General features: G+C 73.8%; 11 protein-coding genes and 1 pseudogene. 8 read left to right on the forward strand and 4 right to left on the reverse strand.

Annotated elements, in window-relative coordinates:
* Positions 1-252: 252 nt before the first annotated feature.
* Together ACSU53_RS03620 and ACSU53_RS03625 are read left to right on the forward strand one after the other, a co-directional pair.
* Positions 253-2,649: a ThuA domain-containing protein gene (locus tag ACSU53_RS03620; protein WP_437033010.1), complete on the forward strand. Its 2,397-nt coding sequence runs from the start codon at positions 253-255 to the stop codon at positions 2,647-2,649.
* Complete coding sequence (locus ACSU53_RS03625; protein WP_437024703.1) at positions 2,646-4,862, forward strand: OmpL47-type beta-barrel domain-containing protein; 2,217 nt, start codon at positions 2,646-2,648, stop codon at positions 4,860-4,862. Before ACSU53_RS03620 ends, ACSU53_RS03625 begins: the two co-directional genes overlap by 4 nt.
* Positions 4,863-4,887: 25 nt before the next feature.
* Here the strand turns inward: ACSU53_RS03625 and ligD are convergent, their stop codons facing one another.
* On the reverse strand, positions 4,888-5,910 hold the full coding sequence (gene ligD, locus ACSU53_RS03630; RefSeq protein WP_437024704.1) for a non-homologous end-joining DNA ligase: 1,023 nt from the start codon (positions 5,908-5,910) through the stop codon (positions 4,888-4,890).
* Between the two features lie 74 nt (positions 5,911-5,984).
* On the opposite strand from ligD, the gene ACSU53_RS03635 reads away from it, so the two are divergent.
* Positions 5,985-7,052, forward strand: coding sequence for an ATP-dependent DNA ligase (locus ACSU53_RS03635; RefSeq protein ID WP_437024705.1), 1,068 nt, complete (start codon positions 5,985-5,987; stop codon positions 7,050-7,052).
* 205 nt (positions 7,053-7,257) lie between these two features.
* On the opposite strand, the gene ACSU53_RS03640 is transcribed toward ACSU53_RS03635, so the two are convergent.
* Positions 7,258-8,448 carry a zinc-dependent alcohol dehydrogenase gene (locus ACSU53_RS03640; RefSeq protein WP_437024706.1) on the reverse strand — a complete coding sequence of 397 codons (1,191 nt, stop codon included), beginning with the start codon at positions 8,446-8,448 and terminating at the stop codon, positions 7,258-7,260.
* Between the two features lie 327 nt (positions 8,449-8,775).
* On the opposite strand from ACSU53_RS03640, the gene ACSU53_RS03645 reads away from it, so the two are divergent.
* The gene (locus ACSU53_RS03645) at positions 8,776-9,714 is read left to right on the forward strand and encodes a DUF3048 domain-containing protein (RefSeq protein WP_437024707.1); all 939 of its coding nucleotides are present in this window, start codon (positions 8,776-8,778) and stop codon (positions 9,712-9,714) included.
* Between the two features lie 140 nt (positions 9,715-9,854).
* Here ACSU53_RS03645 and ACSU53_RS03650 read toward each other — a convergent pair.
* A pseudogene (locus ACSU53_RS03650) lies at positions 9,855-10,301 on the reverse strand (MarR family winged helix-turn-helix transcriptional regulator); the annotation flags it as partial.
* A 351-nt stretch (positions 10,302-10,652) separates the two neighbouring features.
* On the opposite strand from ACSU53_RS03650, the gene pcaH reads away from it, so the two are divergent.
* Genes pcaH through pcaDC form a run of 4 tightly spaced genes read left to right on the forward strand, consistent with a single transcriptional unit; the run spans position 10,653 to position 14,504 of the window.
* Positions 10,653-11,438: a protocatechuate 3,4-dioxygenase subunit beta gene (gene pcaH / locus ACSU53_RS03655; RefSeq protein WP_437024709.1), complete on the forward strand. Its 786-nt coding sequence runs from the start codon at positions 10,653-10,655 to the stop codon at positions 11,436-11,438.
* Positions 11,435-12,040 (forward strand): protocatechuate 3,4-dioxygenase subunit alpha, encoded by a 606-nt coding sequence (pcaG, locus tag ACSU53_RS03660; protein WP_437024710.1) that lies wholly within the window; start codon positions 11,435-11,437, stop codon positions 12,038-12,040. The genes pcaH and pcaG overlap by 4 nt, the downstream gene beginning before the upstream one ends.
* Positions 12,037-13,383, forward strand: coding sequence for a 3-carboxy-cis,cis-muconate cycloisomerase (gene pcaB, locus ACSU53_RS03665; RefSeq protein WP_437024711.1), 1,347 nt, complete (start codon positions 12,037-12,039; stop codon positions 13,381-13,383). The genes pcaG and pcaB overlap by 4 nt, the downstream gene beginning before the upstream one ends.
* Positions 13,380-14,504 carry a bifunctional 3-oxoadipate enol-lactonase/4-carboxymuconolactone decarboxylase PcaDC gene (gene pcaDC / locus ACSU53_RS03670; RefSeq protein ID WP_437024712.1) on the forward strand — a complete coding sequence of 375 codons (1,125 nt, stop codon included), beginning with the start codon at positions 13,380-13,382 and terminating at the stop codon, positions 14,502-14,504. Before pcaB ends, pcaDC begins: the two co-directional genes overlap by 4 nt.
* Positions 14,505-14,547: 43 nt before the next feature.
* On the opposite strand, the gene ACSU53_RS03675 is transcribed toward pcaDC, so the two are convergent.
* Positions 14,548-17,241: an ATP-binding protein gene (locus ACSU53_RS03675; RefSeq protein ID WP_437024713.1), complete on the reverse strand. Its 2,694-nt coding sequence runs from the start codon at positions 17,239-17,241 to the stop codon at positions 14,548-14,550.
* Between the last annotated feature and the right edge of the window lie 880 nt (positions 17,242-18,121).

The following is an 18,121-nucleotide window of genomic DNA, read 5'->3' on the forward strand; positions in this document are numbered from 1 at the left end:
ATCCACACTCAGGACAAAGTTCGTTTCATTGCGGCCATAGGTATTGGCGAGTGACGCAAAGGGGTCTAACTTCCTTGACGCCGTTGCTGCGACCGAGGAGGGGTGGGTGACCACATGCGGTTCCCCTCGCACCGACAACCCGACGCCTTGAGCGGGTTGGACACCACAGGCCAGAACACGACACGGGCCGCACGGAGGAGACGGCGGGCCTGGGCGGCCACCGTCACCGCAGGAATCGTGGCCGCCGGGCTGATGTCCGGCCCCGCGGCGAGTGCGCGCCCCGACACGGATCCGTCCGTGACAACGATGTCCATCACGTCGCCCCCGGGCGGGGCCGACGTGCGGGTCCTGCTGTTCCACGGCTCCGCCGCGGGCGGCGAGGAGTCGCCGGTGGTCAACGCCGGGATCGCGGCCATCGAGCGGATCGGGCTGACCGGCCCCGCCGAACAGCGCTTCTCGGTGACCGCGACCGACAACGCCGCCGTCTTCACCAACGACAAGCGGCTGAGCCGCTTCAACGCCGTCGTGTTCCTGACCGGCGGCGGCGACGTCCTCGACCCGGCCCAGGAGGCGGGCCTGGAGGCGTACATGGAGGCCGGCGGCGGCTTCGTCGGCATCCACGACGCGGCGCGCGCCGAGCCGTACTCGGACTGGTTCACCGGGCTGATCGGCGCCCGTCCGGCGTCCTCCCCGGACCGGGTGCAGCGGGCGACCGTCGAGGTCGGCGACCGCCGGCACCCGGCGACCAAGGACCTGCCGCTGCAGTGGAAGCGGCCGGACAAGTGGCTCAACTGGGCGAAGAACCCCTCGGGCGACGTCCACACGGTCGCCCGCGTACGGGAGTCGACGTACCAGCCCGGTGCGGGCGCCCATGGCGCGGACCACCCGGTCAGCTGGTGCCGGGACTACGACGGCGGCCGCTCCTTCTACACCGGCATGGGCGGCACGGTGTCGTCCTACGACGAGACCGACTTCCGCGACCACCTGCGCGGGGCCCTGCTGTGGACCACCCGGCTGGTCCAGGCCGACTGCAAGGCGACGATCGACGGCAACTACGCGGCGGAGCGGCTCACCGAGCCCAACCAGCCGGGGAAGAACGATCAGATCGGCGAGCCCCACGGCCTGGTCACCGCCCCGGACGGCCGCGTGTTCTACATCGGCCGCGGCGGCGCCGACTCCTCCCGTCCCGTCGTCACCGACTGGAACGACCCGGACATCGGCAAGGGCCAGGGCGAGATCCACATCTACGATCCGAAGACCGGGAAGGTCACCCTCGCCGGAGCGCTCGACGTGTTCGGCAACAAGGGCGGCGGGGACGAGCTGCGCAAGAACGAGGAGGGCCTGCTCGGCATCGAGCTGGACCCCGGGTTCGCGCGCAACGGGTGGGTGTACCTGCACTACACACCCCACTCGGAGATCGACCGCGACACCCGCATGGCCGAGCGGCGCGTCTCCCGGTTCACCCTGGACCGGGAGACGGACAAGCTGCTGCCCGGCAGCGAGAAGGTGCTGCTGAAGTGGCCGGTGCAGATCCACAGCTGCTGCCACGCCGGCGGCGGCATGGCCTGGGACTCGAAGGGCAACCTCTACATCGCCACCGGGGACAACAACTCCAGCGGATTCAGCGGCGGTTACTCCGGCAACAACCCGGAGCCGCAGTACAAGGGCGTCTCCTTCGCGGACGCGCGCCGCACCGCCGGCAACACCAACAACCTCAACGGCAAGATCCTGCGCATCCACCCGGAGCCGGACGGCACGTACACCCTGCCGGAGGGCAACCTGTTCACCGGTGAGGAGACCGCCGAGGGCGGTGGGAAGACCCGCGGCGAGATCTACGTGATGGGCGTGCGCAACCCGGCGCGCATCTCCGTCGACCCGGCGACCGACATCCTCTACGCCGGCTGGGTCGGCCCGGATGCCGGACAGCCGTCGACGACCTGGGGACCCGCCAAGTACGACACGTTCGCCGCCATCACGAAGGCGGGCAACCACGGCTGGCCGTACTGCATGGGCAACAAGCAGCCCTACCGGGACCGCAACCTGCCCGACCCGTCCCAGCCGCTGGGCTGGTACGACTGCGACCGGCCGAAGAACGAGTCGCCGAACAACGACGGTCTGGTGAACCTCCCGCCGGTGACCACCAACACCATCTGGTACTCACCGCAGGGCGGCGCCCCGGACTTCCCGCGCGACGCGAACGGCGTGCCCTCCTACAAGGCCGACGAGGCCACCTACGGGCTGCCCTGGCTCAAGGGCGGCGGCCAGGCCGCGATGAACGGTCCGGTGTACCGCTTCGACGCCCGCAGCGACAGCGCCGTCAAGTGGCCCGCGTACTGGGACGGCAAGTGGTTCGTCGGCGACTTCTACGACGCCGACCAGCCGCGCCACGCGGTGCTCCTGGACCCGAAGACGGTCGGGAGCGGCGGGCTTCCGGTGCACGCGGAATCGCTGAAGAGGATCGTGCCGGTCGGCAACGACGGCATCAAGAACCTCATGGACTGGAAGTTCGGTCCGGACGGCGCCCTGTACGTCCTCGACTACGGCCGCGGCTTCTTCACCTCGGACGCCAGGTCGGCGCTGTGGCGGGTCACCTACACCGGTGGCGGGCCGACCCCGGCCGCCGGTGATCTCGCGAGGAGGACCGGATGACACCGGTGACACGACCACGGCGCCTGTGGGCGGCCCTGCTGGCCGCCCTGCTGATGGCGCTCGGCCTGCAGACCGCCTCGGTGGCCGACGGCCGCGGCACGGGCGGGGCGCGCGCCGCGGAGCAGGTCCTCACCTGGACCGCGGGCAACGACATCGACAGGTACCTGTCGGCGCCGACGACGGCGGTGGCGGGCAAGGCGACGATCGTCTTCGAGAACAGCGAGGCCACCGGCAACACCACCGGCATGCCGCACACCCTGACGTTCGTCACGTCGGACCCGGAGTTCAACAACGACGTCCAGCTGAACATCCTGGCCAACCCGGGCGACGCCCAGGGCGGCCGGCACACCGCGGAGGTGACCCTCACCCCGGGCCGCTACTTCTACCACTGCACGATCCCCGGCCACGGCGAGATGCAGGGCATCCTGGTCGTGACCGAGGGCGGCGGCGAGGACGACACCACGGCGCCCGAGGCCACCGCCGGGGTGACCGGCACCCGCAACGCCGAGGGCCAGTACGTGGGTTCGGCGAGCGTCGTCCTGGAGGCCACCGACGAGGGCTCCGGCGTCGAGCGGATCGAGTACGCGGTCGGCGACGACGAGACCTGGCAGCCCTACACCGCGCCGGTGGTGATCGACCAGGTGGGCGACCACACGGTGCGCTACCGGGCGCTGGACAGGGCGGGCAACGTCTCCGAGCCCAGGAGCGTCGCCTTCACCGTCGTCGCCCCGCCGACCGACGACACCACGGCGCCCGAGACGTCGGCGACCGTGGACGGTGAACGGAACCAGGACGGCGCCTACGTCGACATGGCGACGGTGACGGTCTCCGCCTCCGACACCGGTTCCGGCGTCAACACCGTCGAGTACGCGATCGGCGACGGCGCCTGGCAGACGTACACCGGCCCGGTCATGGTGCACCGGGTCGGCACGCACACCGTCCGCTACCGCGCCACCGACCGGGCGGGCAACGTCGCCGCCGTGAAGAGCGTGGAGTTCACGGTCGTCGCCGCTCCCCCGCAGGACACCACGCCGCCGGTGACGGGGGTGGGCGTCGACGGCACCAGGAACTCCGACGGTGCCTACGTGGGCAGCGCACGGGTCACGGTCAGCGCCACCGACGAGGGCGGTTCCGGCGTCGCCGGGATCGAGTACTCGCTCGACGGCGGCCCGTACCTCGCCTACTCCCGGCCGGTCCTGGTCGACCGGGCCGGCCGGCACACCGTGGCCTACCGGGCGACCGACAAGGCGGGCAACACCTCCGAGGCGCTCACGGTGGGCTTCACGGTGGTGGCGGGCGGCGGCGTGCCCGCGCCCAACTGCCCGGAGTACGACGAGCGGCGGACGGTGTTCGTCGGCACGGTCGACACCGGCGTGCCCAACCGGGTCACCGACAACCGGTGCCGGATCGGCGAGCTGATCGAGGACGAGAAGGAATGGACCTCGCACGCGCTGTTCCTCAAGCACGTGCGCACCGTCCTGGACCGCCTGAAGAAGGAAGGGGTCGTCGACCAGCGCGAGTACCGGGCCGTGAACCAGGCCGCCCGGCAGTCGGGCATCGGCACGCCCGGCCAGACCGACGGCTACCGGACGATCCTCGACGGCACCGAGGCGTCCTTCGCCCAGTGGCAGCACGTGGGCGGCGGTTCGTTCGCGCTGAACGAGGACGGCTCCATCACCTCGGGCACCACCCGGGGCGGGCTCGGCATGCTGTGGTTCCCCCAGCGGAAGTACGGCGACTTCTCGCTGAAGCTCCAGTGGCGTGACGACGCGCCGGGCAGCCAGAACGCCAACTCCGGTGTGTTCGTGCGGTTCCCGCAGATCCACGACCACCCGGAAGAGCCGCGCCCCGAGTGGGCGGCCATCAAGTACGGGCACGAGATCCAGGTGTTCGACTCCCCCACCGGCGACATGTACAAGACGGGCTCGGTCTACGGTTTCGACCGGGTGGGCCTGGCCGGGGCGGGCGTCACGCAGAAGGGCACCTGGAACGACTACGAGATCCGTGTGGTGGACCAGCACTACTCGGTCTACCGCAACGGTGTGCTGATCAACGAGTTCCACAACACCGGCGGCCAGGACTTCACCCCGCCGCGCTCGGACGACCCGGGCACGGACGGGCGGCGGTTCGCCTCCGGCTACATCGGGCTCCAGGTGCACGGCACCGGTGACGTGGTCTCGTACCGCGACATCAGGATCAAGGACCTGTCCTGATCCACCGGTCCGGCCGGGCCGGCCGTCAGGTCGCCGTGGGTTTCGGCTTCCTGGCCCGGCTCGGCTGGACCCGGCTCGGCTCACCGGGCATCTTCGGGTACTCCGGCGGGTACGGCAGGTCGCCGAGCCCGTGGTCGTGCTCGTCGCGCCGGGCGAGTTCGAGCAGGGGCTCCAGCGAGAACGCGTGGTCGTCCATGTCCGCGTGCACGTCGCCGAGTTCGGCGAAGCGCGCGGGCATCGTCACGATGTCGAAGTCCTCCGGGTGCGCGGTGCCGACCTCCTCCCATCGCAGCGGCGCCGAGACGGGGGCGTGCGGGCGGGGGCGCACGGAATAGGCGGAGGCGATGGTGCGGTCGCGGGCGGTCTGGTTGTAGTCGAGGAAGATACGCTCGCCGCGCTCCTCCTTCCACCACTTGATGGTGACCTGCTCCGGCATCCGGCGCTCCATCTCCCGGCCGACCGCGATGGCGGCCCGGCGGACCTGGGTGAAGGTCCAGCGCGGCTCGATCGGCACGAACACGTGCAGCCCCCGGCCGCCGGAGGTCTTGGGCCAGCCGCGCAGGCCGAACTCCTCCAGCACGGACCGCAGTTCGTGAGCGGCGCGGACGGCGTCGTCGTAGTCGGTGCCCGGCTGCGGGTCGAGGTCGATGCGCAGTTCGTCGGGGTGGTCCACGTCGTCGCGCCGCACCGGCCAGGGGTGGAAGGTGAGCGTGCCGTACTGCGCCGCCCAGACCACGGCGCCCTCCTCGGTGGGGCACATCTCGTCGGCGCTGCGGCCGCTGGGGAAGGTGATGTGCGCGGTGGGGATCCAGTCGGGCATCCCCTTGGGGGCGCGCTTCTGGTAGAACCACTCGCCGGTGATGCCGTCCGGGTAGCGCTGGAGTGTCGTCGGACGGTCGCGCAGGGCGCGCAGCAGTCCGGGGGCGACCGCCTGGTAGTAGCGGGCCACGTCCAGCTTGGTGTAGCCCGGCTCAGGGAAGAAGATCTTGTCCGGGCTGGACACCCGTACGGTCCGGCCGGCCACGTCCAGTTCCACCGCTTCCGCCATGCGAGCCACGGTAAGGGCAGCATGCACACCTCGCACACCGGGCGACAACGGGACACAAGCCGCAGAATCGAGGCATGGATCTTCCCGTGATGCCGCCCGTGAAGCCGATGCTCGCCAAGTCCGTGGCGAAGATCCCGCCGGGCATGCAGTACGAGGCGAAGTGGGACGGGTTCCGGGCGATCGTGTTCCGCGACGGTGACGAGGTGGAGCTGGGCAGCCGCACGGGCAAGCCTCTGACCAGGTACTTCCCCGAGGTGGTGGCGGCCGTGCGGGAGCGGTTGCCCCGGCGGTGCGTGCTGGACGGGGAGATCGTGGTCGCGCGCGGCGAGCGGCTCGACTTCGACGCGCTGACCGAGCGGATCCACCCCGCGGACTCGCGGGTGCGCACCCTGGCCGAGCGCACCCCCGCCTCGTTCGTCGCCTTCGACGTGCTGGCCCTGGACGACGAGTCGCTGCTGGACGTCCCCCTCTCCGACCGCCGGGCCCTGCTGACCCGGGCGCTGGACGGGGTGACGCCCCCGGTGCACGTGGCGCCGGCGACCACGGACGTCGAGGTGGCCCGCGGGTGGTTCGAGCAGTACGAGGGGGCGGGCCTGGACGGGGTGATCGCCAAGCCACTGGACCTGCGGTACCGCCAGGACGAGCGGGCGATGTTCAAGATCAAGCACGAGCGCACGGCGGACGTGGTGGTGGCGGGCTACCGCCTGCACAAGAGCGGGCCGGTGGTGGGGTCCCTGCTGCTCGGGCTGTACGACGACCAGGGGGTCCTGCAGCACGTGGGGGTGTCGGCGGCCTTCACCATGAAGCGCCGCGCGGAGCTGGTGGAGGAGCTGGAGCCGCTGCGGATGGACGACGTGTCGGGTCATCCGTGGGCGGCGTGGGCCGAGGAGGCGGCGCACGAGACGGCGCGGCTGCCGGGCGCGCCGAGCCGCTGGTCGGGCAAGAAGGACTTGTCCTGGGTGCCTGTGCGGCCGGACCGGGTTGCCGAAGTGGCCTACGACCACATGGAGAACGGTCAGCGGTTCCGGCACACGGCCCGCTTCCGCCGCTGGCGCCCCGACCGCGACCCCCTCAGCTGCACCTACGCCCAGCTGGAGGAGCCGGTGCGCTACGACCTCGGGGAGATCCTGGGCGGGGGGTGAGTCAGGAGCAGGCGAGGGTGAGGCAGGCGGGGAAGGGGTGGAAGTGCGGTCCGGTCGACCCGGGCGGGTTCGCGGGCCGACGTCCGGCGGGCGCGGCAGGCAGCCCGAAGCGGGCGTCACGCCCGGCGTGACGCCCGCTTCGTTCACCGGGGCGGGCCGGGATCCGGTGCCCCAGCGGGGTGGCGCACCGGCCGGGGGCGGCGGCTCAGGGCTGCATGACGACCTTGACGGCTCCGTCCTGCTTGCGCTGGAACATGTCGTAGGCGTGGGGCGCATCGGTCAGCGGGACGTGGTGGGTGGCGAAGTCGTCGACACCGAGGGGGTCCTCGTCGGTGAGGTACGGGATGATCTCGTCGGACCAGCGGCGCACGTTGGCCTGCCCCATGCGCAGCTGGATCTGCTTGTCGAAGAGGGTGAGCATCGGCATCGGGTCGGCCATGCCGCCGTAGACGCCGGACAGCGAGATCGTGCCGCCGCGCCGGACCATGTCGATGGCGGTGTAGAGGGCGGCGAGCCGGTCGACGCTGAAGCGTTCCGCCATCGGCCCGCTCAGCTTGCGGGGCAGCATCGCCGAGGCGTTCTGCACCAGCCGGGCGACGCCGCTGCCGTGCGCCTCGGTGCCGACGGCGTCGATCACGGCGTCCGGGCCGCGGCCGTCGGTCCGGTCGCGGACGGCGGCGACGAGTTCCTTCTCGTCGTCGAAGGAGCGCAGGTCGAAGGTCTCCACGCCGCGCTCCCGCGCCCGGCGCAGCCGCTCGGGGACGAGGTCCACGCCGAAGACCCGGCCGGCGCCCTGGAGCATGGCGATCCGGCAGGCCATGTCCCCGATCGGGCCCAGGCCCAGGACCGCCACGCTGCCGCCCTTGGGCACACCGGCGTACGCGACCGCCTGCCAGGCGGTGGGCAGCACGTCGGAGAGGTAGAGGAAACGGTCGTCGGCAGGGCCCTCCGGCACCTTGATGGGGCCGTACTGGGCCTGCGGGACGCGCAGGTACTCGGCCTGGGCACCCGGCACGGCGCCGTACAGCCGGGTGTAGCCGAACAGGGCGGCGCCCATGCCTTCGGCGCCGACCTGGGTGGTCTCGCACTGGGTGGGCAGGCCGGTGAGGCACATCCAGCAGTTGCCGCAGGCGATCTGGAACGGGACCACCACGCGGTCCCCGACCTGGAGGTCCGGCACGGCGGCCCCGACCTCCTCGACGATGCCCATCGGTTCGTGGCCGAGGATGTCGCCCGGGGTCATGAACGGGGTCAACACCTCGTAGAGGTGCAGGTCGGAGCCGCACAGCCCGGACGAGGTGACGCGGATGACGGCGTCGGTGGGCTCCTCGATCCGGGGGTCGGGCACGGTCTCCACCCGTACGTCCCGCTTTCCCTGCCAGGTGACTGCCTTCATGGCCGCCCGCTCCTTCCGTCGGTACCGGTGTGTCCCGCGTGCGGTGGCGCCCGGGTACCCGAGCGGGTCCGCACCGAACCGCGGAGCGCTGCGCCGATCGGCGGAAGCGGCGCGCCGGACCGCTCCTGATCGGGTAGGACACCCGACGATCAGAAAAGCGCACAATTGAGACATCGACGGATTCGGGCAGGCAGGGTGGCCACGGTGAGCACGAGCGGGAGCACACGAAGCAGCTCACGAGGGAGCGCGCGGGAGGGCGCACGCGGTGGTGCGCGCCCCGGACGGCGCACAGGGCGCGGACTGCGCGGGACGACCGCCAGGGCCCTGGTGGCCGTGCTGGCCGCGGCCGGGCTGGCGGCCGGCTGCACGGGCACCGGCGGCGCGCCCGCCGACGACGGCCGCGGCGCGCGGAGCAGCCCGGCCCAGCAGCCGCCGGTGACCGGCGAGGACGGCCCCCCGGTCCTCGCCGTGAAGATCGACAACGCCCGTACGGCCCGGCCCCACACGGGCCTGGAGGACGCCGACGTGGTGTACGTCGAGCAGGTGGAGGGCGGGCTGAGCCGGCTGATGGCGGTGTACGCCTCACGCGTCCCCGAGTCCGTCGGCCCGGTGCGCAGCGCCCGGGAGTCCGACCTGGAGCTGCTGCGTCAGTTCGAGCAGCCGGTCCTGGCCTTCTCGGGGGCGCAGAGCAAACTGCTGCCGGTGATCGAGAGCGCGCCGCTCACCCCCCTGACGCCGGAGTCGGCCTCCGGGGTGTACGTCCGCCGCACCGACCGGGCCGCCCCGCACAACCTCTACCTGCGGCCGGCACGTCTGCTGCCCGAGGAGCCCGGGCCGGACGCCCTGACCACCGGCTTCCGTCAGGGCCCGCCCCCCGCCGGCGGCGAACCCGTGCGGACCCGGACGGTGTCCTATCCGGCGGCCCGCTTCACCTTCACCTGGTCCGCCGCCCGCGACGGCTGGCTGGTCGCCATGGACGGCGCCCCGGCGACCACCGCACAGGGCAGGCCGCTGGCCCCGGCGACCGTCGTGGTGCAGTACGTGACGGTCCGGCCGTCGGACTACCGCGACTTCCTCGGCAACAACACGCCCTACACCGAGACCACCGGCTCCGGCCGGGCCACGGTGCTGCGCGACGGACGGGCCCACGACGTCGGCTGGACCCGTCCGGACGCCGAGGACGGCACGACGTTCACCACCGACGGGGGCGAGCCGGTGAACTTCGCGCGGGGTCAGGTCTGGGTGGTGTACGCCGAGGCGCCGTGATCCGCGGCGGCCTTGGCGGGCCCGCCTCGGCCGCCACCGGACGCGGAAGGGGCGTCGCCGCCGACCCGGCCGTCGGCAGGGTCCCCGGCACCCGGGCCGCCGGCATCGCCGTCGGTGCCGGCCGTGCCGTCCGTACCGCCAGGGCCGTCCGGGTGGCGCAGGCGCTCGGCGGCATCGGCGACCCGCCGGGCCAGGTCGAGGAAGAGCGCCTGCTCGGCGGCGTCGAGGGGCGCCAGGAAGACGTGGTTCATCCGGGCGGCGCGCACGGTCAGTGCGCGGTGGACGCGTTCACCGTCCCCGGTCGGGCGCAGCAGGAAGCGGCGGCCGTCCAGCGGGTCGCGGTCCTTGCCGAGCAGTCCGCGCCGCATGAGGCGGGCGACCACGTCGGCGATGGTCGACCGGTCGAGCCCCACCCGCTCCCCCACGGTGCGCTGATCCAGGCCGGGTTCGGCGACGAGGGCGTTGAGGACCGCGTACTGCGGCGAGGTGATCTTCTCCGAGACCATGGTGGTCCACAGCAGGTGGTGCGCCTGCTGGAGCCGCCGGGCCAGGTGCCCGGGATGAGTGGCGAGGTCCACGGCCGCCATGCGCGCTCCCACGGTCCGGTTGACGGGAAATCATCTGTACACGGAACGATAACCCCACGGGTGGATCCCGTTCCCGTCGCGGTCAGGGCCGACGCCCTTCCCCGTACATGACACGGGCCTTGACGCTCCGCTCATCCGGATGGCAGCGTATCCGACAGCCGAGATGCTCAGTGCACTGAGGACTTCCGCGGTGCATGGGCCGCACGCGCCCCGTCCGTGCACCCCTGCCGATGCACCCGCCACGCGGACCGGACGGACCGAACGGACCGAACAGACCTCACCCGACCGGATCGCCCCGCCCGACGCCCGGCCTCGGCCGACCGGCCCGACCGACGCAGGGAGACCCCGCCCATGACCGACACCCTCACCCAGGCCGACATCGACCGGGAGATCGCGGCCGAACGCGCCGCCCATCAGCAGCGGATCGCCGGCGGCGCGCCCGTCGAACACCATCCCCGCCGGGACTACGCCCCCTACCGTTCCTCGGCCCTGCGCCATCCGCTGCGGCCCCCGGTCACGATCGACGCGGCCCGGGACCCGGAACTCGTCGAGCTGTCCTCCCCCGCCTTCGGCGAACGGGACGTCACCGAGCACGACAACGACCTCACCGTGCAGCACACCGGGGAGCCCGTGGGGGAGCGCATCACCGTCTCCGGGCGCCTGCTGGACCGTGACGGACGCCCCGTGGCCGGCCAGCTCGTCGAGATCTGGCAGGCCAACGCCGCCGGCCGGTACGCCCATCGGCGCGAGCAGCACGACGCCCCGCTGGACCCCCACTTCACCGGGGTGGGCCGCACCCTCACCGGCGCGGACGGGAGCTACCGGTTCACCACCATCCGGCCCGGCCCCTACCCGTGGCGCAACCACCTCAACGCCTGGCGGCCGGCGCACATCCACTTCTCCGTGTTCGGCACCGCGTTCACCCAGCGGCTGGTGACACAGATGTACTTCCCCCACGACCCGCTCTTCCCGTACGACCCGATCCTGCAGTCGGTGCCGGACGACGCGGCCCGGCAGCGGCTGGTCGCGGCCTACGACCACGACCTGTCCGTACCGGAGTTCTCCCTGGGCTACCGCTGGGACATCGTGCTCGACGGGCCCCGGGCCACCTGGACCGAGGAAGGACACCGGCCATGACGCGGAACGACCACGGCGGCGAGGGGACCGTGCCGCCCACCCCGTCGCACACCGTCGGCCCGTTCTACGGTTACGCGCTGCCCTTCCGCGGCGGCGAGGACGTCGCCCCGCTCGGGCACCCCGACACGGTCACCGTGCACGGGTACGTCTACGACGGCGCGGGCCGGCCCGTGCCGGACGCCCTGCTGGAGGTGTGGGGCCCGGACCCGGACGGCGTGCTCCCCGCCGTCGACGGCTCGATGCGCAGGGACCCGGCGAGCGGCGGCCATCTGGGCCGCAACGGCGTGGAGTTCACGGGTTTCGGCCGCATCCAGACGGACGCGGACGGCCACTGGTACGTCCGGACCCTGCGCCCCGGCGCCCGCGGCCGGAACGCGCCGTACCTGAGCGTCTGCGTGTTCGCGCGCGGCCTGCTGGTCCACCTGTTCACCCGCATCCACCTGCCCGGCGACCCGGCCGCGCTCGCCGCCGACCCGCTGCTGTCCCGGCTCGACGCGGACCGCCGCGACACGCTGATCGCGGTGGACGAGGGCCACGGCACGTACCGTTTCGACATCCGCCTTCAGGGCGAGGGCGAGACGGTCTTCCTGGAGTTCCCGTGACATCAAGCGCATCCGGTGCCGCGTCCGGTACGGGTCTGCTCGGCCCGGGGTGGGCCGGCTCGCCGGCCGCCGCCGCGACCGGTGACGACGCGTTCCTGCGGGCGCTGCTCGACGCCGAGGCGGCCCTGACCCGGGCACACGCGGCGCTGGGCCTGGCCCCGGCGGGGGCCGCGGCGGCGGTGACCCGGGCGGCGGCCGACACCGGCGGCTTCGACCCCGTGTCGCTCGCCGAACGGGCCCGCAGCGGCGGCAACCCGGTGATCCCCCTGGTCGCGGACCTGACCCGGGCCGTCGGCCGGGAGCACGGTCCGCAGGTGCACCGGGGCGCCACCAGTCAGGACATCATGGACACGGCGATGATGCTGGTCGCGCACCGCACCCTGGGCCCGGTGCTGGACGACCTGGGGCGCACTCAGCGGGCGCTGGCCCGGCTGGCGGTCGAGCACCGGGACACCGTGCTGCCGGGCCGCACCCTCACCCAGCACGCCGTGCCGACCACGTTCGGCCTCAAGGCCGCCGGCTGGCGCTCACTGGTGCTCGACGCCCGGGACCGGGTGACTGCCGCCCGCGACTCCCTGCCCGCCCAACTCGGCGGCGCGGCGGGGACCCTGGCCGCCTTCACGGCGTTCGGGGTGCGGAACGCGGCCGACCTGCCCGCCGCCTACGCCCGCGAACTGGGGCTGCGGGCCCCCGCCCTGCCGTGGCACACGCTGCGCACCCCGGTCGCCGACCTGGCGGGCTGTCTGGCGTTCACGGCCGGGGCGCTGGGCAAGCTGGCGGCGGACGTGCTCACCCTGTCCCGCACGGAGATCGCGGAGGTCTCCGAGGGCAGCGGCGGCGGATCGTCCGCGATGCCGCACAAGGCGAACCCGGTGCGCGCCACGCTGATCGCGGCTGCGGCCCGGCGTGCACCGCAGCTCGCGGCCACGCTGTACGCGTCGCTGGCCGCCGAGGACGAGCGGCCGGCCGGCGCCTGGCACGCCGAATGGGAGCCGCTCCGGGACCTGTTGCGGCTCACCGGGGGCGCCGCCCGGGACGCCGCCGAGCTCACCGAGGGCCTGCGGATCCACCCGGAGGCCATGCGCCGGAACCTCCGCCGCACCCGGGGACTGATCACCTCCGAGCAGCTGGCCGCCCGGCTGACGCCGGTGCTGGGCCGGGCCCGTGCGCGGGACCTGCTGACGCGGCTGGCCCGACGCGTCCACGAAGAGGGCCGTGACCTCGGTGAACTCCTCGCCGAGGAGCCCGAGCTGACGGGCGTCGACCTGTCCGGCGCCACCGACCCCGAGGACGCCGCCGGCGCGGCCGGCGTCCTCACCGACCAGGCCCTGGAGCGCGCGTGAGAGGCCCCCTGCTCCACCACCGTGCCGAGGGCCCCGCCTCGGCGCCCCCGCTGCTGCTCGGCCCCTCCCTCGGCACCTCGTACGCGCTGTGGGACCGGGTGGCGCCCGAACTGGCCGCCTTCCGACGGGTGGTGCGCTGGGACCTGCCCGGGCACGGCGGTTCGGCGGCGGAGCTGATCGGTCCCGGCGCGACCGTCGGCGACCTCGCCGGGCTGGTCCTGGCGCTCGCCGACGCGCTCGGCATCGAGCGGTTCGGGTACGCGGGTGTCTCGCTCGGCGGGGCGGTGGGACTGCACCTGGCGGTGCACCACCCCGAGCGGCTGACGACGCTCGCCGTGATCTGCTCCTCGGCCTGCTTCGGCGGCGCCCGGCCGTGGCGGGAGCGGGCGGCCCTGGTCCGGCGCGACGGGCTGGACGAACTCGCCGACGGCGCCGACGCCCGCTGGTTCACCCCCGGGTTCACGGTCCCCGGCCTGGTCCGGGACCACCGCGCGGCCGACCCGGAGGCGTATGCCGCGTGCTGCGACGCGCTGGCCGCCTTCGACCTGCGGGACCGCCTCGGCTCCATCACCGTGCCGACCCTGCTGATCGCGGGCCGGCAGGACCCGGCGACCCCGCCGGCCCACCTGCGCCAGATCGCGGACGCGGTGCCCGAGGCGACCCTGGTGGAGCTCCCCGGCGCCTCCCACCTCGCCCCGGCCGAACGTCCGGAGGCGGTGCTCACGGCTCTGCGCACCCACCTCACCGGCGATGCCGGCCGGGGCATGGACGTGCGGCGCGAAGTGCTGGGCGACGCGCACGTGGACCGGGCACAGGCGCGCCAGACGCCGTTCACGGCCCGCTTCCAGGACTTCGTCTCCCGCTACGCCTGGGGCGAGATCTGGACCGACCCGGCGCTCACCCGCCGCGAACGCAGCATGATCACCCTCACCGCGCTGGTCGCCCACGGCCACCACGAGGAGCTGGCCCTGCACGTCCGGGCGGCCCGGCGCAACGGGCTGACGCCCGAGGAGATCGGCGCGGTGCTGTTGCAGACCGCGGTCTACTGCGGGGTGCCGGCGGCCAACGCGGCGTTCGCCACCGCCCAGCGGGTGCTGGCCGAGGAGCCGGACGGCGCCTGAAGCACGTCACGTGTCGTTCTCCGGCCCCGGTTTGCCGTTCGCCTCAGCCGGAGGGCACCCGGGCGGCCACGGTGCGCAGTTCGGCCTCCGCGCGGGCGGTCAGGCCGTCCGCGCCGCAGGAGCGCGCCAGGGACAGGCCCCGGGCGAGGTCGGCCTCCGATCGGGCCAGGGCACCGAACTCGATGCGGGCCGCGGCGTGTTCGTACTGGCAGGGGGAGGACTCCAGGTAGGCGACGGCCTGCCCGGCGAGTCGTACCGCGCGCTGTCCCGTCTCCAGGGCGGCGGCCACCCGCAGGGCCTCCCCTATCGCGGTGTCGGTGCCGAACCGTTCGGCACGGCGGCGGAGGTCCACCGCGAGCCGGGCGGCGCGGGCCGGGTCCTCGGTGGCCAGGGCGCGGGCGAGGTCGGCGGCCCAGAACACGTGCACGGGATTGTGGTGGCCGCGGGCGGTGGCGGCCTTCCCGGCGGCGTCCAGTTCGTTGACGCCCTCCTTCGTGCGGCCCAGCGCCAGGAGCAGGCGCCCGCGCACGGAGCGCGGGTCGGGCAGCGCGATGGTGGACGGGTAGGGCGGGGCGAAGCCGTGCCGCTCGGCGACCTGCTGCGCCTCCTCGACATGGCCCCGGGCGAGGAGCGTGTCGATGAGATTGCAGGTCGCCGTCCAGTACAGGGGCAGTCCGCGGCCCACGCGTTCGGCGATGCGCAGGGCCGCGCGGAGGGACGCCTCCGCGGCTTCCAGACGGCCCCGCCTGCGGTGCCCGAGCCCCACGTACGCGTGCGCGAGGGCGAGGTGGCCGCCGCTCCAGCCGGCCGACTCGTAGGAGCGCAGGGCCTCGTTGTACATGCTCTCGGCACGGTCGAGGCGGTCGGTGTAGGCGTAGACACCGGCCAGCATCAGGAGCAGTTCGACGCCCCATTCCGAGTCGGTCCAGCCCATGCCGGGTGCGAGACGGCCGTTGACGAGGGCCCGGTCGACGAGTTCCAGGATCTCCTCGGCGTTCTCGCCGCGCATCATGGCGTCGAAACCGCGCAGGATGAGCAGCGCGCGTTCGGAGTTGTCCCGGCCGGTGCAGGTGGCGGCGAGTTCGGCCAGCCGCTCCGAGCGGTCGGGTGAGGTGGTCTCCCCGGCGTGGAGGCCCTCCCACATGAACTGCACGGCCTGCAGCCGCATCCGGGCGGGGCCCGGCTCCATCCGGGCGGCCTCCGCCTCGACGGTGCGGACGGCCTCCTCCATCTGGTCGTTGTGGAGCAGCGCCTGGGAGAGGCGGACCACGGCGTCCACCCGCTGGTCGTCGTCGAGCCCGGTCATGCCGAGCGCGGTGCGCAGGTGGCCGATGGTGCGCGCGGGCGCGGTCAGGAACGTGGCGCGGCCCAGCTCGTAGAGCACGCTCGCGTGCACCTCGGGGCGCGGCGGTTCCTCCAGCGCGCGTTCCAGGCAGCGGCGGGCGGCGTCGGGAGCGCCCACGGCGAGGTGTTCGCGGGCGGCCTCCCGCAGTTGCGCGACCAGTTCCTCGTCGTCGTCCGGGTGCACCTCCAGCAGGTGGCGGGCGGCGGCCGCCGCGCCGAGCGCGGAGTCGGTGACGAGGCGGGCGGCGATGCCGTGCATCGCGCGCCGCAGCGCGTCCGGGATCGAGTTGTAGACGGCGGTGGCGATCAGCGGGTGGACGAATTCGAGGTCGGCGGGTCCGCAGCGGCCGGTCGCCGGATCGGGCGTGGTCAGGATGCGGGCGGCGCGCAGCCGTTCGGCGGAGCGGACCGCGTCGTCGTGGTCGAGGGTGGCGAGGCGGGCCACCAGGTCGACGGTGATGTCGGTGCCCAGGATGGCGGCCGCCCAGGCGAACCGGGTGACATCGATGCCGAGCTGCTCCAGGCGGGCGACGAGGCCCCCGCCGCGGGCGGACCGGTTGAGGTCGCGCAGCTCGCCGGCGTGGCTCTCGACCGGGTCCAGTTCGCTGTCCTGCACCTTGGCGAGGAGTTCGACGGTCTCGTAGGGGTTGCCGCCGGTGACGGCCCACACCTCGCGGCAGAAGGCGGCGTCGGCGGTCTCGCCCAGGGTGGCGCGGGTCAGCCCCGCCGCGGCGGCGGGAGTGAGGGCGCTGAGGACGGTGGTGGGGCGGTCGGCCGCGGCGGCGACCGCGTCCAGGTGGCGGGCCGCCACGCCGGAGATCTCACCGGGCCTGCGGGCGACGACGACCAGCACGGACAGGTCCGAGAGGCGTTCGGCGAACGCGGCGAGCCAGTGCAGCGTCTCCTGGTCGGCCCAGTGCGCGTCGTCGATCAGGAGCACCAGCGGCCAGTCCCGCCGGGCCAGCCGGCTCACCACGGCGACCAGTCCGTCGCAGACGCTCTGCGGATCGGCGTGGCCCTCACCGGGCTCCGCTATGCCGAGGGCGGGGCCCGCGATGTCGTACCAGTCGCCGAGGTACTCCCGCGCCTCCTCCGGCAGCATCGACACCAGGGCGGGCTGGAGGAGCTGGCGCACCACGTTGAAGGGGACCGACCGCAGCGTCTCGCCGCCGCGGGCGGACCACACCGTGCAGCCGCGCTGCTCGGCGATGCGCCGGGTCTCCGCCAGCAGGGCCGTCTTGCCCAGGCCGGCCTCACCCCGGAGCACGAGCAGACTGCCGGACGAGGAGCGGTCCGCGCACAGGGTGTCGACCGCCTCCGCGAGAGCGGCGACTTCCTCGTCGCGCTCCCACAGGGACGCCGAGGCGGCGGCCGTCCGCCGTACCTCCGTCATCCCGCTACCTCCCCAAGTCGCCCGAACGACGTACGCAACTCGAGCGTAGCGGGCCGGTCGCCGTAACGGAGGCGGGACCGGGCACGTGTTGCCGTGACGGGTGACTCCGGGTACGGGGGTCGACGCTCCGGGCCCGCCACCAGCGGCTCATCGGGTCAACGTCTGTCAAGGGGACGGAAGGTGACGATCCGACAGATTCGCGCGGGCGGGGGCCGACCGACCGGCACCGGGGCGAGCGCCCGCGACCGCGGGCACCCGGTCACGGGCGCGCGCGGAACGTCCCGTACGCCGGGCGCCGCCCTCCCCGCCGCCCGGCTGTCCGACCCGGCGTGTCGGGGTGCGTCGCCCCCGCGCCGGGCCGGGGCGTGGCGTGGCGTTCCGCGACGAGCGGGGGTGGGGCACGCGGTCGCTCGGGCGACTCGGGCCGCGCGGGCCGACGGATGGCCGTGGGGTGCCGGGCAGGGTGGGGCCGGGGCGCGGGACCGGGAGCGGCAGGAGCGTGGCCGGGCGCTGCGCTGGGCCGTCGGGACGGACGGCAGAACGGGAGGGAACGCGTGCGGGGACGGGGACGATGACGGGGACGGGAGGGGACGCCGGCGGGGCGGTGACGGGGACGGTGACCCGAGAGTGCGCTGTCGGGTGAGGGACGGGCCGGGCGGACGGAGGAGGGACGAAGGACGGCGGACAAGGGACGACCGACGGACGGCCGAGAGACGCCGGACGGAGGACTGAGAGACACCAGGCCCAGGGCCGAGGAACGGCCGGGGCATGGGCGAGGAACGGCCGAGGAACGGCCGGCGCAGGGCCGAAGGGCGGCGACGTCCCCCGGCGGAGCAGGGGCCCTGGGAGCCTCCCCGGCGGACGTCTCTCATCCCGCTTT

Origin of the sequence: Streptomyces sp. enrichment culture (genome assembly GCF_964273255.1) — a bacterium.
Lineage (GTDB): Bacteria > Actinomycetota > Actinomycetes > Streptomycetales > Streptomycetaceae > Streptomyces.